The 16,503-nt window shown below is 68.4% G+C and carries 17 protein-coding genes and 1 pseudogene; 7 read left to right on the forward strand and 11 right to left on the reverse strand.

All coding sequences use genetic code 11. From position 1 onward, the window contains the following. Positions 1 to 197, reverse strand: a pseudogene (locus tag ABZX61_RS52780) (hypothetical protein); the annotation flags it as partial. A gap of 388 nt (positions 198 to 585) precedes the next feature. On the opposite strand from ABZX61_RS52780, the gene ABZX61_RS52785 reads away from it, so the two are divergent. Together ABZX61_RS52785 and ABZX61_RS52790 are read left to right on the forward strand one after the other, a co-directional pair. Beyond that, positions 586 to 714, forward strand: a complete 129-nt coding sequence (locus ABZX61_RS52785) for a hypothetical protein (protein WP_355207372.1) — start codon at positions 586 to 588, stop codon at positions 712 to 714. Beyond that, on the forward strand, positions 711 to 1,142 hold the full coding sequence (locus tag ABZX61_RS52790) for a hypothetical protein (protein ID WP_355207375.1): 432 nt from the start codon (positions 711 to 713) through the stop codon (positions 1,140 to 1,142). Before ABZX61_RS52785 ends, ABZX61_RS52790 begins: the two co-directional genes overlap by 4 nt. 132 nt (positions 1,143 to 1,274) lie before the next feature. On the opposite strand, the gene ABZX61_RS52795 is transcribed toward ABZX61_RS52790, so the two are convergent. Next, a complete protein-coding gene (locus ABZX61_RS52795) occupies positions 1,275 to 1,400 on the reverse strand; it encodes a hypothetical protein (RefSeq protein ID WP_355207378.1) in 126 nt (41 codons plus the stop codon). A 68-nt stretch (positions 1,401 to 1,468) separates the two neighbouring features. On the opposite strand from ABZX61_RS52795, the gene ABZX61_RS52800 reads away from it, so the two are divergent. Next, entirely contained in the window at positions 1,469 to 2,497 is a 1,029-nt protein-coding gene (locus ABZX61_RS52800; protein ID WP_355207381.1) for an NBR1-Ig-like domain-containing protein, read from the forward strand. Between the two features lie 54 nt (positions 2,498 to 2,551). Here ABZX61_RS52800 and ABZX61_RS52805 read toward each other — a convergent pair whose 3' ends face one another. Genes ABZX61_RS52805 through ABZX61_RS52815 form a run of 3 tightly spaced genes read right to left on the reverse strand, consistent with a single transcriptional unit; the run spans position 2,552 to position 5,334 of the window. Continuing rightward, positions 2,552 to 3,508 carry a SpoIID/LytB domain-containing protein gene (locus ABZX61_RS52805; RefSeq protein ID WP_355207384.1) on the reverse strand — a complete coding sequence of 319 codons (957 nt, stop codon included), beginning with the start codon at positions 3,506 to 3,508 and terminating at the stop codon, positions 2,552 to 2,554. Between the two features lie 36 nt (positions 3,509 to 3,544). Continuing rightward, positions 3,545 to 4,438 (reverse strand): peptidase inhibitor family I36 protein, encoded by an 894-nt coding sequence (locus tag ABZX61_RS52810; RefSeq protein ID WP_355207387.1) that lies wholly within the window; start codon positions 4,436 to 4,438, stop codon positions 3,545 to 3,547. Between the two features lie 47 nt (positions 4,439 to 4,485). Then, complete coding sequence (locus ABZX61_RS52815; RefSeq protein WP_355207390.1) at positions 4,486 to 5,334, reverse strand: peptidoglycan-binding protein; 849 nt, start codon at positions 5,332 to 5,334, stop codon at positions 4,486 to 4,488. A 360-nt stretch (positions 5,335 to 5,694) separates the two neighbouring features. Between ABZX61_RS52815 and ABZX61_RS52820 the strand changes: the two genes are divergently transcribed. After that, complete coding sequence (locus tag ABZX61_RS52820; RefSeq protein ID WP_355207799.1) at positions 5,695 to 6,441, forward strand: VOC family protein; 747 nt, start codon at positions 5,695 to 5,697, stop codon at positions 6,439 to 6,441. 67 nt (positions 6,442 to 6,508) lie between these two features. On the opposite strand, the gene ABZX61_RS52825 is transcribed toward ABZX61_RS52820, so the two are convergent. Continuing rightward, positions 6,509 to 7,483: a WYL domain-containing protein gene (locus ABZX61_RS52825; RefSeq protein ID WP_355207393.1), complete on the reverse strand. Its 975-nt coding sequence runs from the start codon at positions 7,481 to 7,483 to the stop codon at positions 6,509 to 6,511. 118 nt (positions 7,484 to 7,601) lie between these two features. Between ABZX61_RS52825 and ABZX61_RS52830 the strand changes: the two genes are divergently transcribed. Both ABZX61_RS52830 and ABZX61_RS52835 read left to right on the forward strand, forming a co-directional pair. Further along, positions 7,602 to 7,997, forward strand: a complete 396-nt coding sequence (locus ABZX61_RS52830) for a RidA family protein (RefSeq protein ID WP_350737651.1) — start codon at positions 7,602 to 7,604, stop codon at positions 7,995 to 7,997. Positions 7,998 to 8,079: 82 nt separating this feature from the next. Continuing rightward, complete coding sequence (locus tag ABZX61_RS52835) at positions 8,080 to 8,556, forward strand: DUF488 domain-containing protein (RefSeq protein ID WP_355207396.1); 477 nt, start codon at positions 8,080 to 8,082, stop codon at positions 8,554 to 8,556. Between the two features lie 28 nt (positions 8,557 to 8,584). Here ABZX61_RS52835 and ABZX61_RS52840 read toward each other — a convergent pair whose 3' ends face one another. After that, positions 8,585 to 8,992 carry a MerR family transcriptional regulator gene (locus tag ABZX61_RS52840; protein ID WP_355207400.1) on the reverse strand — a complete coding sequence of 136 codons (408 nt, stop codon included), beginning with the start codon at positions 8,990 to 8,992 and terminating at the stop codon, positions 8,585 to 8,587. 59 nt (positions 8,993 to 9,051) lie between these two features. On the opposite strand from ABZX61_RS52840, the gene ABZX61_RS52845 reads away from it, so the two are divergent. Continuing rightward, entirely contained in the window at positions 9,052 to 9,759 is a 708-nt protein-coding gene (locus ABZX61_RS52845; RefSeq protein WP_355207403.1) for an SDR family oxidoreductase, read from the forward strand. Here ABZX61_RS52845 and ABZX61_RS52850 read toward each other — a convergent pair. From ABZX61_RS52850 to ABZX61_RS52865, 4 genes are all read right to left on the reverse strand, one after another. After that, positions 9,749 to 10,912, reverse strand: coding sequence for an SRPBCC family protein (locus ABZX61_RS52850; protein WP_355207406.1), 1,164 nt, complete (start codon positions 10,910 to 10,912; stop codon positions 9,749 to 9,751). The genes ABZX61_RS52845 and ABZX61_RS52850 overlap by 11 nt on opposite strands. A gap of 169 nt (positions 10,913 to 11,081) precedes the next feature. After that, complete coding sequence (locus tag ABZX61_RS52855) at positions 11,082 to 13,577, reverse strand: excinuclease ABC subunit UvrA (RefSeq protein WP_355207409.1); 2,496 nt, start codon at positions 13,575 to 13,577, stop codon at positions 11,082 to 11,084. Then, positions 13,574 to 14,116, reverse strand: a complete 543-nt coding sequence (locus ABZX61_RS52860) for a pyridoxamine 5'-phosphate oxidase family protein (RefSeq protein ID WP_355207412.1) — start codon at positions 14,114 to 14,116, stop codon at positions 13,574 to 13,576. The genes ABZX61_RS52855 and ABZX61_RS52860 overlap by 4 nt, the downstream gene beginning before the upstream one ends. 112 nt (positions 14,117 to 14,228) lie before the next feature. Then, positions 14,229 to 16,268, reverse strand: coding sequence for an exo-alpha-sialidase (locus tag ABZX61_RS52865; RefSeq protein WP_355207415.1), 2,040 nt, complete (start codon positions 16,266 to 16,268; stop codon positions 14,229 to 14,231). Between the last annotated feature and the right edge of the window lie 235 nt (positions 16,269 to 16,503).

Consider the following 16,503-nt stretch of genomic DNA (forward strand, 5'->3'; position numbering starts at 1 on the left):
AAGCTCGGCGCCGCCAGCGTGGACACCGGCGGGACGTCCACCTGGTTGTCCGGGTTGCCCATCTCCCCCTCGTCCTCCTTCGACGAGGACGTCGGGGTCGGCGTCGGAGTCGGAGCGGCCCAGGCCGTCGCGATCGGGCCGGTCGTGAGGCTGAAGAGCAGGGCGAGCCCGGCCGTAAGCACCCCTCTGGTTCTCATGCGGATACCTTTCTGCGCGCACCGGAGGGCCGATGCCCCGGACGGTGCGCGAAATCTTGACTGTTGACTTTGCGTAGCGCCCTTGCCGGTGATCAAGATTGGGAGCCCCGCGTACAAAGAACATCCAAAAGAGCTACAAAGGCCCTCCCACCTTGGACGCTTCGCCCAAGGGGGGTCCCGCACGAGGTCCGGCTCAGGAGAACGCGCGGTCATGGTGGTTGAACAGCCCGTAATCAAGGCCCTCGGGCCGTTGCATGTCCGGGGTGGCTGCGAACGGCCCTCCGATTGAGTAACCCTCGCGTCCCAGCGGTCCATGGGCGGATCTGCCGCCGGCTTTTGCCCGCCTGCTCGGGATTCCCGCCTATAGGCGCTGGATCGGGAAGAGGTCGTGGACGGGCGGCCCCGGCGCTACTACCGCGTCACCGACGACGGCGTCGCGGCGGTGCGAGCGGAGGCGGTCCGCCTGCAGCAAGCCGCGAACCTCGTCACCGGCCGGATCGCGGTGATGGGCACGTGAGCGGACGCCTCGAACGGTGCTACCGCCTCCTGCTGCGCCTGTATCCCGGCGACTATCGAGACAAGCGCAGCGAAGAGCTCATCGACACGCTCATGCTGACGTCTGGCCGGTTCCCCGTTCGCGAGATCGCGGCTCTCGTGGCCGGTGCGTTGACGGCGCGCGCGTTGCGGGCACGGGCGACCCGGGTGGACTCCATCGATCCGCGGCGGTGTGATCGTCGGCCTGGCCGTCCTGGCGATATGCCGGGCAAGGGTCTGGCCAAACGGTCTTGGGCCTGGCTGCTGATCCCCGCCTTCTGGGCGCTGGCGCCCGTATGCCCGTCGCAGCAGACGGGTGATTTGAGCGCATACGGCAACGGCGGAACGCGCCGCGGATCAAAAGCCGACAGAAATTATCCCGGCCTGCCACACCGTATTCAAAAGCCGTGACCGAGCCGCTCCGTTGCGTAATATTCCGGCCCCTGGCCACGGACTTCGCACGAATCATCGACCTGAACATAAGCCGCCGAGACCGGCTCGGTTAAGGGCGTTCCGGTCAACGTGATGTCCCTATATCCAGCATTATTGGGTGGGGGCGGAGGTCCGGTCTCCTTCGTCGTGTTCGAGCAGGATGCGGGCCTGTAAGGCCTGGTCAGCGGCCACTTCAAGCCGCAGCGGGATGAGCCGTACGGCCTTTTGCGCGCTCATCTCGCCCGGCTTCGCACCGATTCCGGTTCGAGTTGAGTGGCGACCGTGAGTGCTGTTACCTTCACACGGTGGACGACAGGCGTGCACGGGCGGAGATAATCGAGGACTTTGCGGCGACGCTGCGGGAGTTACGCAACGCGGTCGGCAACCCACCATTCCGTGAGATGTCCGGCCGGTCAGGGGCGATTTCTCACACGACGTTGCATGAAGCCACGAAGGGTAACCGGCTCCCGAGTTGGGAGACCACCGTCGAATTCGTCAAGGTGTGTAACGCGGACCCGGCCGCGTACCGCGAACTCTGGGAGAGAGCGAACCAGGCGGTCAGATCGACGAGCGCCGGGGATCCCGCGATCCGCGTGGACACCTCGGTGGACGGTCTGTCCGGTGGACTCGCAGTGTCCGCCACAGAGCTTCGTACCATGCAGGCGCCCCGGTTGGTCGGCGAGACCTCGGCATCCGTGCCTACGCCGCGGCCGCCGTCCGACGAGCTCGCGGGCAGCATCCAGCCTCTGCTCCCCGCGCCGAGGAGCAGAGGACGATTACGGCTGACCAGCGCGGCCGCGTTCGCAGCAGCGGCTGGCATCGTGGGGGCAGCGGTCCTCGTCGTGGTCGTCGTCAATCGCGGCTCCGAGCCCGAGGGAAACAGCCCGAACCCGACCGGCAGTCCATCGATCGCCGCGCTGTCCCCAGCCGATTGCCCGGTGCGTTCGACCAACCCGCCTTGGTCCCCGCCGTTGTACAAGGGCGATGCGGCCGCGTTCATCGAGGACGTCACGCTGGCCGACTGCACGCGCGTCGGTCCCGGCAAGACCATGACCAAGGTATGGCGGCTCAAGAACGCCGGGACCGTGCCGTGGAAGGGATATTCGCTGCGGCGCCTCGACCCCACGCAGCAGGCTGACCATTGCCAGACCATCTCCGACGTGCCGATCAAGGACACGCAACCTGGCGAGACGGTCGACATCCGGACCGACATCACCACGCCCAAGAAGCCAGGCTTGTGCTACGTGCGATTCAAGATGGTGGACGCTTCGGGAGCGGTCGTGTTCCCCGGAAGCCGGCCGATCAACTTCCAGATCATCGTCGACGGACTCTGATTCCCCGACGTGCGTGGCACGCCGGGGAACCGGAGTCGGACGGTCTCAGGGGAGTCAGGAGCCGAGAACGATCCCTGTGTAGTAGTTCTGGAGGATCCTGGAGTAGCTCCAGCCCGCTCTGGCCTTATCGCGAGAGCCGTACTGCGACATCCAGTCGCCGTCGACCCAATTTCCGCACGCCGTCGTCGTAGAGCAGTACTGGGCTCGGAAGATCTTCCCGCTGCGGGTCAGCCGGGTGCCCCAGGTCGCGTCCACCGCGGCGCTCGTCACCGCCTTCGCGGAGCCGGGCTTGTACACCTGACTCGACGTGTGGTCGTAGACGTCGAAGCACCGGCCGTCTGACGTCTTGCGGTTGGAGTGCAGCGCCCAGTACCAGCCGAAGTTCTTCACGGCCATCGCCCCGGCCTTGAGGGACTCGCTCGGCCAGCTCGACACCCACTCGTTGGGCAGGACGTTCTTGACGTAGGTCTTGAACTCCACCCGCTCCACGCGATCGAGGGACTTCCGGTACACGAGGATCGTCGTGGGCAGCTTGGTGTCCGTGCCGTCGGTCTTGCACCCGGTCGGCGTCGGCGTTGTGGAGCTCAGGAACTGGTGCGAGGCGTTCTGGTTCTTGAGGGTGGCGTTCAGGTTGCCCTTGGCGCCTGCGGCGAAGTCCTGGTAGGTGCCGGTGTGGCCGCTGTTGAAGTAGACGCGGACGGTTTTGCTGCTGCGGTTCCAGACGGAGGCGGCGGCGTTCTTGATGCATTTGCCCTTGCCGTCGCCGGGGCCCTTGAAGTCGTAGCAGGTGGGCTGGGTGGTGGCGTAGTCGTCGATCGATCCGGTGAAGTCGGAGAGCGATCCCTGGTTGTTGCTGTTGAAGTAGTAGCAGAATTCGCCGGTGTCACAGACGCCGTCGCGGTTCGCGGCCGAGGCGGGCGATGCGGTGGCGAGGACCGTCCCGCCGAGCGCCATCACGGCGGTCGCCGCGGCCGCGAGCCGCGAGATCAGCCGGACAGTTCGTAAAGGCACAGTGGTCTTCCTCATCTTGTCGGTGGCCGCGGAGCGTTATCGGACGGTGTAGCCCTGGGAGTTCCAGAACGAGGTCGGGTTCGGGTTCTCCAGGTGCGGGTCGCCGACGCTCTTGGCCGCACGCGTCTGCTGTCCAAGACGCATCTCGACGTGGGTGTGCGCGGATGAACGGCTCGACACCCCGTGCCACGACTCGGTGGCGATGACCTGGCCGCGGCTGACCTGCTGGCCCACGCGCAGGGAGGACGACGGAGCGGAGTGCAGGTAGATCACCGTCTTGTTCGTTGCGGCGTTGTAGACGGCGATCGTGGAAAGTCCCGCCCTGCCGGTGGAGCCGCGTACGACGTTGATGACCTTGCCGGCCACCAGGTTGTACACATTCGAGCCGATGCCGCGGGCGATGTCGATGCCTTCGTGCCGGCCGGAGGTGGAGGTGTAACCGTCGAAGCCGCAGGTGATCGTGGCGCTGGCCTTGTAGAGCGAGGTCGACATGTTGCTGCGCGACGGTGACGACGACGGGCTGAACTGGTGCGAGGCGTTCTGGTTCTTGAGGGTGGCGTTCAGGTTGCCCTTGGCGCCTGCGGCGAAGTCCTGGTAGGTGCCGGTGTGGCCGCTGTTGAAGTAGACGCGGACGGTTTTGCTGCTGCGGTTCCAGACGGAGGCGGCGGCGTTCTTGATGCATTTGCCCTTGCCCTCGCCGGGGCCCTTGAAGTCGTAGCAGGTGGGCTGGGTGGTGGCGTAGTCGTCGATCGATCCGGTGAAGTCGGAGAGCGATCCCTGGTTGTTGCTGTTGAAGTAGTAGCAGAATTCGCCGGTATCGCAGACGCCGTCGCGGTTCGCGGCCGAGGCGGGCGATGCGGTGGCGAGGACCGTCCCGCTGAGTGCCATCGCTGCGGTCGTCGCGGTGAGGATCCTGGCGAGCGTTCTCATGTGCTGTTCCTTTTCTATGTGCGGAGTCTGGGTTTCGGATGGAGGAGTCAGCGGCGCTGGTACTCCTCCCAGGTACGGATGGTCACCTTCGGGCCGTCGTCCGGCCCGCGGCCGGCGAGCCCGTTCAGGCCGAGGTAGTAGTCACCGATCTGGTGCTGGGCCTGGCCGGAGAGGCTGGTGTCGTTGATGGCGGTGGCGTGGATGTGCCACGGCCAGTCGTCCTGCTGGGGGTTACGCAGCCATGCGGCGAAGCCGACGAGGCGCAACGCGCGGACGGTCGCGGTGCGGGTGGCGGAGTTCATCCCCTTGACCGAGATGTCGACGACGCCCCCGCCGTCGTGGGTGCCCGCGGATGTGGGGTCGCCGCCGGGGTTGTACGAGCCCTGATCCAGCTTGAGGTCGCGGCCGAGCAGCCGCTTGGCCTCCGCCAGCATGTTTCGTGTGCGAGCGTTGATGACGAAACCGCCGGTGGACACCCGGGCGCCCGGGTCGATGACGTCGGTGACCTTGAAGCGGCCGGCACCGAGCTTGGTGAGCGACGTCTTGCCTGGCAGGCCGTTGGCGTCGAGACCACTGAGGCCGAGCGACTTCTGGTACTTCGCGTAGGCGGTGACCGTCGTGGAGCCGAAGTAGCCGTCCACCCACTTCGCGTCGAGAAAGCGTCCGTCACGCAGCGCCTGCTCGACGAGGAACACGCTGGCCTTGGCACCCGGAGTCAGCGTGCTGTCGGGCCGCCGCGGGTCGATCTGGGCCGCCTTGACGGTGGCTTCCATGTTCACGCTCGGAAGGGCCTCAGCGTCAGCCGTCTGTGTCGCCGCCGACGCCTCGTACACTCCCGTCAGCGAAGTGAACAGGACGGCCGCCATGAGGGCGGCGGCGCGTGAGGGCAGCTTCATCGTTACTCCTGGTTCAGGGGCTGGGGCGATTCCGGTCTGGCGGGATCCAACGTTCCGGTTCGCTCGCGTGTCCGGTAGAAGATCGGTGTTGTCAGCCTGTTCGACGGGCTTTTCCGTACGGGCGTACGCGCCGTTTGACAGGTGATCCGATGGCGAGAAAGGCCAGCTCAGGCCGGGTTGTAAGGCGGTACATGGGCTCACGTACGGCGAAGATCGTCTGAGGCGGCCACTTACGCGGGCGGCTCGGTTCCCGGACGCTCCGCGGGTCCCGTTGCCGCCCCGCCCAGAGCCTTCGGCCGCTCGGAGAAGTCCCCGGCCTGCCCGCTACCGCCGGTATTTGCTGGGCATAGGGTGGGCGCCATGGGGCTGCAATTCGTTCAGGTGAATTTCAAGGCTCGGGATGACTCGGCGCTCGGCCGGTTCTGGGCGGAGGCGCTCGGCTGGGGTGTTTCCAGCGAGGGACCCGGTGTGACCAACGTCGAGCCCGTTGGTTTCGTCTGGCCGGACCCCACCGCCGTCTGCGTCGATGTCGTCACCGTCCCGGACCCCGAATCGGTGAAGTACCGCGTGCACATCGATCTCGCCACCACCTCTGCTGCCCATCAGGCGGAGTTGGTCGCGCGCCTGAAGGAGCTCGGTGCGACGCCCGCCGATGTGGGCCAGGGTGACGTCCCGTGGACGGTGCTGGCCGACCCGGAGGGCAACGTGTTCTGCGTGCTGGAGCCTCGGGAGATCTACCGGGACACCGGGCCGATCGCCGCGGTGGTGGTCGACTGCGCGGACCCGCGGGCCATGGCCCGGTTCTGGGGCGAGGCGATGGACTGGACCGTGCACGAGGTGACCGACGATCAAGCGCGGTTACGCTCCGCCAAGGGTGTCGGGCCGTATCTTGAGTTCCTCCGCACAGCGCCCGGTGCGAAGACCGTGTGGAACCGCGTCCATCTCGACCTGCTGCCGTACCGCGGGGAGGATCAGGCGGCGGAGGTGACCCGGCTGCAGACCCTCGGCGCGACGCTCGCCGACGTCGGCCAGGGCGACGTCCCGTGGATCGTCCTCGCCGACCCGGAGGGCAACGAGTTCTGCGTCCTCCGTCCGGCGGCAGCCTGACGCGATACCTGTGTGTCGGAGAGCGGCAAGCGGCTCCACGTAATCGCGTCGGAGACCGGCCGGGCTCTCAGGGCGACACTCCGTAGCGGGTGGCGAGCGCGGTGGCCCGGTTACGCAGGGAGTCGCGCAACCACTGCGGGGACAGGGCTTCCGCGTTCGTGCTGAGCTGCCACAGCGCCCATTCGGCGTGTCTCGAATCTTGGAAGGCCACCTCCATCCGCAGCCAGCCGTCTGAGTCGGCCTCCTCGGCGCGAACGGCCAGTGCGGTGCCCAGCAGGTCCTCCCGTCGCGCCGGGTTCACCCGTAGCAGCACGGTGACCTGGTCGCCGCCGGTCCGAAACCGCGTGCTGCGTTCCTGCCAGGCCCGGTCCAGATCGACCCGGTCCGGTCGCTGCGCGGGTTCGGCGAGTTCCTGGGCGGCCAGGACCCGGGACAGCCGGTAGGTGCGGTCCTCGCCAGACCTCGTGGCCAACAGGTAGCCCTGGTCGCGTACGGTGACCAGGCCGATCGGGTCCACCGTGCGCCACTTCGGGCTCTGGTCCACGGCCGCGTAGTGGATGCGCAGCTTGTGTCCGGCGAGCACCGCGCGCCGGACCTCGGCCACCACGGTGTCAGGCACCTCCTCGGCGACCAGCCGACGCGAGAGGAGGTCGGTCTCCGGGTCGATGAGCAATCGCTCGGCCGCGCCGGCCGCGGTGTCCCGATAGCTTTCGGGCAGCGCGTCAACCACCTTGAGCATCGCCGAAGCGAGCGCCGAGCCGAGGCCGAACGCCTGCGCGCCGCGCCGCGATCCGGCGATCAGCAGCGCAAGGGCCTCGTCGTGGTTCAGTCCGGTGAGCTCGGTACGGAAACCGGGCAACAACGCGAAACCGCCGTGCCGGCCGCGTTCGGCGTAGACCGGGACACCGGCTGAGGACAGCGCCTCGATGTCGCGCAGCACGGTGCGGGTGGATACCTCCAGCTCGCGGGCCAGCGCGACCGCGGACAGCCGACCGTGCTGCCGCAGCAGCAGCACCAGCGAGACCAACCGGTCGGCACGCACACGGAAACATTACAAGCAATACACGACACAGGATGTCGTGATTTGTTGGGAGGCTCATCAGCGCGACCAAGAAGATGACGCGATCTACGTGCATAAATCGAATGGAGCTGATGTGGCAATGGAGCGAACGGCGGTCAACCCGTGGGCGTGGTCGGTGGAGATGGGCTACAACCAGGGTGAGATCGTCTCCGGGCACACCCGGACCCTGTACTGCTCCGGGCAGACCGCGATGAGCGGCGAAGGCAAGCCCCAGCATGCCGAGGACATGGCCGCGCAGCTGGCGCTGAGCCTCGACAACCTGGAGGCCGTGCTCGGCGAGGCCGGCATGTCCCTCGCGAACCTCGTCCGGCTCAACGTCTACACCACCGACGTCGATCGGCTCTTCGAGCACTACGGCGTGCTGGCGTCGCGGTTGGGCGCCGCCGGGGTGGCGCCGTCCACCACGATGCTCGGGGTGACGCGGCTGGCGATCCCCGACCTGATGGTCGAGCTTGAGGGGACCGCCGTCGCGTGATGGGCCTCGCCGCCTCCGGCAGGGCCGCACTGCCGGAGGCGGCACGAGCTGGTAGGCAGGTGGGTGATTTCCGGTGCTCAGAATGGTGACAATCGGCGTGTACGGCTTCGACGGCGATTCCTTCCTGCAACGACTGCGGCACGCGGACGTCCGCCTGCTGCTCGATGTACGCCAGCGCCGCGGTGTCCGCGGACCCGAGTACGCCTGGGCGAACTCGCTCCGGCTGCAGGCGGCCCTCGCGCATGCCGGGATCACCTACGAGCACCACCTTGAGCTCGCCCCGACCACCGAGTTACGCCGGTTCCAGTACGCCGAGGACGACCGCCAAGGGGTCGGCAAGCGCTCGCGCCGCGAGCTCGCCGCCGAGTACACCCGCCGCTACATCACCGAGATCCTCGACCGCGCCGACCTCACACCGATCGTGTCGGCGCTGCCGAGCAGCGGGACCGCGGCGCTGCTCTGTGTCGAGCGCGACGCCGAGGCCTGCCACCGCTCGTTGATCGCCCAGCGGCTGACCGAGCAGCACCGCGTCACGATCGAGCACCTGCGCCCGTTGTGACGCGTGCAGCGCAGGAGCGCCCGTACGATCATGACGCCGCGGAGTGGCTCACCTGCGCGGCTACGTCTCCGTCCGCGATCCACGCGCAGCCGCTGGCCGGGCTTCCGGCGAAGGCGATGACCGTGTCCAGCTGGTCACGGGTACGGGTCAACGCGGCGATCTGGGCATCGATGCGATCACGCTCGGCGGCCAGCCGGGCACGCGATTCGGGGGTGCTGACCTTGGCATCGACGCAGGGCAGCAGCTCGGCGATGGTCCGGCTGGACAGGCCGGCGGAGTAGAGCATCTGGATCAGGAGAACGCGGTCGGCCGCCGACTCGGGATAGTGTCGCTGCCCGGAGTCGCTCCGGCCCGCCTCCAGCAGTCCCTGCTCCTCGTAGTAACGCAAGGCCCGCACGCTGACGCCCGACCGCGCCGCCAACTCGCCGATACGCATCGTGACCTCCATCACAACACTTGCCTCTGACGTCAACGTCAGGTTTTAGCCTATCCGGTATGCAGATCAACGGAGCACATGTGCTGGTCACCGGCGCCAACCGGGGCCTGGGCCGGCAATTCGTCCTTTCCCTCCTCGACCGCGGCGCCGGCAAGGTGTACGCCACCGCCCGCCGTCCCGACCTCATCGACGTACCAGGAGTCATCCCGCTGCCCCTGGACATCACAGACCCGGCGTCGGTCGCCGCCGCGGCCGCCGCGGCATCGGACGTCAAGATCGTCATCAACAACGCGGGCATCTCCACCGGCGCGAACCTCGTCACCGGCGACCTCGACACGATCCGCCGCGAGATGGACACCCACTTCTACGGCACCCTCAACGTGATCCGCGCCTTCGCGCCCCAACTGGCCGACGGCGCGATCCTCAACGTCCTGTCGGCGATCTCGTGGCTCGCCTTCAACGGCGCGGGCGCCTACCACGCGGCCAAGGCCGCCGAGTGGGCGCTCACCAACAGCGTCCGCCTGGAGCTGGCCGACCAGCGCACTCTGGTGACGGGCCTGCACCTCGGCGCCGCGGACACCGACATGATGGCCTGGTACGACGGCGACAAGACCGCCCCCGAGACGATCGTCGCGGCAGCCCTCGACGGCATCGAGGCGCACCGGGCAGAGGTGCTCGCCGACGCCTGGAGCCACCAGGTGAAGGCGTGGCTGTCCGAGGACCCGAGCGTCATCTACCGGGAAGCCGCGGCCGCCCTCACGGCGTGACCTGTGGTGAGCTGATCCGCTCCAGCTCATGTCGGTAGGCGTCGAGGACGAGGCCGTGAAAATGGTGGACCGCGTGCTCGGACAACCCGGACTCCTGGGGGTTATAGACGATCTTCCCCTGGGTGAAGGCAGGAGTGCGCATCCCGCGCTGGACGCTCTCCACCAAGGCGATGTCCTCCACCTGGAGAACCTCGTCGATGTAGCGGATGCTGTCCAGCTCGGCCTCGTTCGGCTCCGCGGTCTCCAGGTAGAAGTCCCAGATCTCGCGAGTGCGTTCCGGGCCGTCGGGGACGATCTGCAGCACCATGAAGTTTCCGCGGCCGGGATAGCGCAGCAGGCAGGTGTTGGGCCACAGCCACCAGACCGCGTGCTCGGTGACGGTCGCCCCCGACACGTCGTAGGCGGTGTTCTCCGCTTTCCCCGCCTGGGCCATATGGCTGGAGTAGATCCCGTACGTGGTGACCTTGTAGGTGCTCATGTCGACCAGGGACACAAAGTCCTTGTGGGCAACGTGGCAGTGGTAGCACTCCAGGAAGTTGTCGACGACGTTCTTCCAGTTGGAGGCGATGTCGTACGTGAGCCGGCGGGCGAGGGTCAGCTTGGCCACGTCCGGCGCCCGCGCTTCGATCTCCGCCTCCAGCCCTCCGGCCTGCTCCGGCAGCGGGGTCGCCCCGGGGCCGAGGTTGACGTAGACCATGCCGCCGAACTCGGCAACCTGGATCTGATCCAGGCACACCGCAGAGGGGTCGAAGCCCGGCATGGCACCAGTGTTGCGTGCTCGCCTCAGCCGGCCCGTCAGCTCGAAGTTCCAGGCGTGGTACGGGCACACGATGCTGCGCCGGACACCGGAACCGGACAGTAGCTCGTGCGCCCGGTGCTTGCACACGTTGTAGAACGCCCGCAGCGTGCCGGCCTCGTCCCGGACGGCGACGATCGGCATGCCGGCCACCGTGCCCGTCACGTAGCTGCCTGCCTCCCGCAGCTTCTCCACATGGCACAGCCACTGCCACGTACGCGCGAAGATCGCCCGCTGGTCGACGTCGAACCACTTCACATCGGTGTAGGCGTCGGCATGCAAGGACATCGACAGTGCGGGATCCGGGTCGTATCCGGCCGAAATATGGTCGATTTCGGGGGCTGAGTCCGGGGTCACCGTACCTCCAATGCAGGCACCAAATGAGAGCCTAATGACCCTTCCGATGAGGATTCAAGGCTCCCAGCCCCGCAACGCCGACATCGTCGCGCCGGTCACGTATGCGGCCTCATTGCGGGCCGACGGAGCCGACAACAGCCACCCGATCACGGCGAGCGGCCGGGGACACCTAACAAGATCGCGCCTCCAGGAGCGGCAGGCCCGCCGCGTACCGGCGGAAGAAACCGGCGGTCGGGGTGCCCGCCGTCGCGACGACGTCCGGGGTGCCCTCCGCGATCACCGCACCTCCGTTCGGGCCGGCCCCCGGCCCCAGGTCGATCACCCAGTCCGCGGACGCGGCCACGGGGATGTCATGCTCGGCCACGACGACGGTGTTGCCCGAGTCGAGCAGCACATCGAGCGCGTCCACCACCCGCTGGATGTCAGACGGGTGCAGGCCCGAGACGGGCTCGTCGAGAACGACGAGGCCGGCCCTGCGGCTCGCCGCACCGCGTTGGATCGCGGACGCCAGCTTCAGCCGCTGCGCCTCGCCGCCGGACAGCTCCGTGGCACTCTGGCCGAGTTGGAGATAGCCAAGCCCGACCTGGTTCAAGGCTCGCAGGGTCTCCGCGAGCTGCCGGGGCTCGGAGAACTGCTCCACGGCCTCGGCAACGGTCAGCTCCAGCACCTGATCGATGGCCAGCCCCTGATACCTGATGTCCAGAGCCTCCGGCTTGTAGCGCCGGCCCTCGCACGCGTCGCAGACCACCCACACATCCGGCAGGAAGTGCATGTCAACCAGCTTGCGGCCGTAACCGGTGCAGATCTCGCAGCGGCCACCACCCGCGGTGTTGAAGCTGAACCAGGAGGCATCGACCCCGCGCCCGCGCGCCGCACCGGTTTCGGCGAACAGCCTGCGGACGATGTCGAACGCCTTGCTGTAGGTAGCCGGGTTGGACCGCGGCGTCCGCCCGAGCGGCTCCTGATCGACGACGGCGACCCAGCCGAACCCCGCGAGGCCGGTCACCTCCCGCACCATGTCGGTCGCCGTCCCGTTCAGGGCGGCCTCCACGCTCGTCCCGAGCGCGCCGAGCAGGCTGCTCTTGCCGCTGCCGCTCACCCCGGTCAGGCAGGTGAGCCGACCGGCGGGGAAACGTACCAGGTCCGCGGCCACGTTCTGCGCACGCAGGCCGTGCAGCTCCACCCAGCCGGTGTCATCCCCGACCGGGCGGCGGGTCCGGCGCAGCCGCGGCCCCTCGCCGGCCAGATAGCGGCCGGTCAGCGACGTCGGGTGGGCGGCCGCGTCGGCGGGCGGCCCCGACACCAGGACCTCACCGCCGAGGCGGCCCGCGCCGGGCCCCATGTCGATCACCCAGTCGGCCCGGGCGATCAGCTCAGGGTCGTGCTCGACCAGGAGCACCGTGTTGCCGGCCGCGCGCAGCTCCAGGGCGATGTCGAGCAGGTGGGCCTTGTCCGCCGGATGCAGCCCGGTTCCGGGCTCGTCCAGGACGAAGATGATGCCGCTCAACTCGGTGCTGAGCTGCGCGGCGAGCCGGGTCCGCTGCAACTCACCCCCGGACAGCGTCGCCGCGCTCCGGGACAGCTGGAGATGGGCGAGGCCGAGCCGGTCAAGGATCGCGAGCCTGCGGCCCAGGTCCTGCAGCAGCGGCTCACCCACCTCGCGCTGCCGGGCGTCCAGGTCGCCGGCCACCCGCTTCGTCCAGCCGCGCACCTCCCGTACTTCCACCTCGAGCAGGTCGGGGAAGGCCAGCCCGCCGAGCCGCACGGACCGGGCCACCTGGTCGTACCCGCTGCCTCCGCAGGTGCCACACGGCTGCTTGCGCATGTACGGCAGGTAGCGCTGCTTGGCGCTGGAGGTCTGGGCGTTCACGAACACCCGCTCCACCTCGGCGAGCGCGCCCCGCAGCGGCTGGCTCGAGGTGTAGGTGACCGAGACCGTCTCCTTTTTGCTGGTCATGTCGACGGTCGCCTCGACCTTCTCGTCACCCGTGCCGTACAGCACACAGCGGCGGAACTCCTCAGGCAGCGACCGCCACGGCCGGCCGAGGTCCACGCCGCGTTTCTCGGCGAGCGCCGGTACGAACGCGTGCTCCCCCGACCGCCACTTCGCGTACCACGGCGAGGCCCCCTCGAAGAGCGGAAGCTCCGGGTGGGTGATGACCAGGTCCTCCTGCGCCTGCCAGCGCCCGCCCACGCCGTGGCAGTCCGCACAGCTCCCTTCCGGCGTGTTGCGGTCGAAGTGAGCGGTCGTCAGTTGCCCGTCTCCACTCTCCGCCGCCGGGTCGGCGCCGATTCCCGGAAGGCGCGAGTACAGCAGCCCCAGGTGCCCGTCGATGCCGGTGATCGTCGCGACCGTGGAGCGGGGGTTGCGGTTCAGGCGGCGCTGGTCGACCGCGAGCGTCGCGCCGAGTCCCAGGATGCGGTCGACCTTCGGCCGGTTGCGCTGGGTGATGTACTGGCGTACGAACGGCGAAAGCCCTTCCAGATACCGCAGTTGCGCCTCGTTGTGCAGGGTGTCGACGGCCAGCGAGGTCTTGCCGCTGCCGCTCACTCCGGTGAAGGCGACAAGCTGCCCTTTGGGGATGCTCACCGACACGTCCCGCAGATTGTTGGTACGGGCCCTCACCACCTCGATGGTCTCGACATCCCGTACGAATGCGGTCAACCTTCGTCCCCTTCGTGCAACGCCGCAGTGAGCTTGGCGATGTCGGGGGCGTAGGCGGTCATCCAGTGCGGATGCAGCCGGTAGTAGACCACGTCGTTGTCCCAGTCGAAGGCGTCGTCGCCGTAGAAGTCCTTGAAGTACGCGAGCAGGTCCGGCCAGTCCTCGGCCGGCTCGCCGTTCTGGGGGTTGAGGATCTCCACCGTGCCGTGCGTGAACACGCCCAGGTCCTCCCCGCGCATGTGCGCGACGCTGACGGCGGGGCGGGCGGCCAGGTGGCGGGCCTTGGCGGCGCCGGGCGCCGTGCCGAAGTGCCACTTGCCGTGCAGGAAATGCCCGTCCGCGCCACTGATTCGCGGCTCGCCCTTGGCCGTCACGGTGGACAGGGCAAGGGTGCACATGCCGGTGAGGATCCCGGTGAGTTGCTCTGCGGTCAGTGTCCTCTCGGTGCTGATGATCGAACGGAGGTGCGAGGTGGAGCGGGAGAGGGAGGCGTCCAGGAGGGCCTGGAGCCTTTCGAGATCTTCTGGCGTTTCGCGCATCGAGGTCCTGTCTATCCGTGGGGCCGGTCCACATCTGCCGACCGGTGACACGATCCTCGACCAAAAACCCGACACCTTCTGTCGCATTTTCCGGCGTTCTGCGGACGCCATGTCATCCAGGTGTGCGGAGCAGCCGGACGGCGTCGGCGATGACCACGCCGTTCGCGTTGTTGCTCAGCTCGACCCTGCCCACCCCCTCGCTGATGCGGTACGTGCCGAGCGAGACCCAGGAACCGCCGCGCGCCTCCGTCGCTCCGCTCCTGCGCTGATCGACGCGTACGAGCGTTGTGCCACCGGCGTGACGGACCGTGAAGGGCGCGTTGCCGGCGCGGTTCTCGTGCGCGGTGTACGAGACCTGGACCTCGTAGTCGCCGGTGAGCGGGACCACGGGCCGCCACCGGACGACGTGGCCGCCCGTGCCGGCGGGGGCGTAGTGGTAGTTGCCGCCCCGGTAGCCGGGCACGCTCGAGCTGGCAGACCAGGTGCCGCTGATGATTTCGTAGCCGAGTTCGTCGTTGTCGACCACCACCTCTTCCCGTACGTCGGGTTGGGAAGGCGCGTCGATCAGGCTCAGCGTGTCCAGCGAGACCAGCCTGCCGCCGCCGCGGCCCACCCCGGAAGCGGTGAACCGGATCTTGTGCGAGCCGGCCGTCAGATCGAGGCTGCCGAGTTGCGCGACGTCGTGGCCGTCAGCCCGGTCGGCGGTGGTGTCCACCAGCGCGGCCCGGGGTTTGACGCCGTCGACCGAGACGGTGACCAGACCTCCGTCAGCGGTACGGAAGTAGCGCAGCAGCAGCTCATAGGTTCCCGGTGCCGGGACGTTCAGGGTGTATTCGAAGTACGTGCCGGTCTGGGAAGTGGTGAACGCCACCCGTTTCCCGCCGCGGGCCATGGGGTCCTGGACGACGGACATGGTGCCGCCGGACGTGGCGGCGCCGGTGGTGAGGTCGATGAGACGTTCGGTGTAGCCGGGGCCGTCGGGCAGGCTGTCGCGGCCGCCGCTCAGCCATTCGAGCGAGAACCGGCTCATGACCACGCGGCGGGGGAAGCTCGGGTCGTCGCCGTCACGGCCGTAGAGGAGCAGGATCCTGCCGTCGGAGAGCCGGCCGAGCTCGGAGTAGTACGACCGGCCCTCGTTGATCACCCGGCTGTAGCGGAAGGAGTGCGCGTCGTCGTAGCTGATCGACACGGTCAGGTTGGTACGAACGGGGGAGTCGGGGCGGCTGAACAGCACCCGGCTCACTTCGGACGTGCCCGGCCCGCCCGTGTAGCGCAGCAGGCTGGCGTCCACGGCGTTGAACGTGCCGGTGGCCCCGTCGAGCTGCGGCGGCGACCAGCTGAGCCCACGATCGGCGCTGACCGACACGATCCGCTGCCGGTTGCCGCCCGCCGCCGCCCGGCCGTTGATCAGCACCGTGCCGTCGGACCTCTGGATCAGCCTGGCCTCGTTGATGGGATAGTCGGCGGAGACCGGCACCTCCCCGGTGGCGCGCCAGGTCCGGCCGTGGTCGTCGCTGTAGATCGACGCCACGCCGTAGCGGCGTTCGGCGACGGTGTTGCCGGTGACCTCACGGCGGTGGGCGCAGTTGAGCAGCAGCCGGCCGTTGTCCAGCTGGATGCCGTGTCCGGGGCCGGGGCCGTGCAGCGTCCATTCGTAGGGGAACTGGCTGAACAGGCCTGACATATCGCGCGGCGCGCTCCAGGTGAGACCGCCGTCTGCGCTGGAGATCATGAAGAGGTCGCCCTTGTCGCCGGAGCAACCGGTGTTCTCCGGCAGCCGGGTGGAGAGCATGTAGAACAGGAAGATGCCGCCGGTGAGCCGGTCGACCACGAAGGTCGGGTTCCCCCACGACTGGCCTCCGACCGAGGCGACCAGCGTTCGGGTCGGCTGCCAGGTGTCGCCGCCGTCGGGGCTACGGCGTACGAGCAGGTCTCGGGGGCCCGCGTCGCACACCTCGTGGCGGCCTTCCGTGACGACCAGGATGGTGTCGTCCGGCAGCACGGCCAGCCCGTGGACGTGGTAGCTCTCCAGCGGATCCACGGTGTTGTCCCACAGCGTCGTCTCGTCGAAGGCCGTGCTGTCGGACAGTGCCGCCCGCCGTCTGGACGTCGTCGCGTCCGCGGACAAGGCGGGACCGAGTGCGACGGTCAAGGAGGCCGCGGCGACTCCGAGGCCGAAGGCTCTGCGCCCGATGAGGGGGCGATGGGGATCTGGCTGTGGCATGTGCTGCCTCCGGAGTGGGGGGTGGGGGCCGGCGATCCGTCACGAGCAGGTACGGGGGCGGGAGCCTGAGGTTCGCCGCGCGTCCGCGGAGATCATCTCACCGGAGGGATGAGATGACGATCACAACGGCGCTGCCGACGAGCATGGTGTCGGCTGCTGCTGA

It is taken from the genome of Nonomuraea sp. NPDC003709 (assembly GCF_040610775.1).
GTDB classification, from domain to species: domain Bacteria; phylum Actinomycetota; class Actinomycetes; order Streptosporangiales; family Streptosporangiaceae; genus Nonomuraea; species Nonomuraea angiospora_A.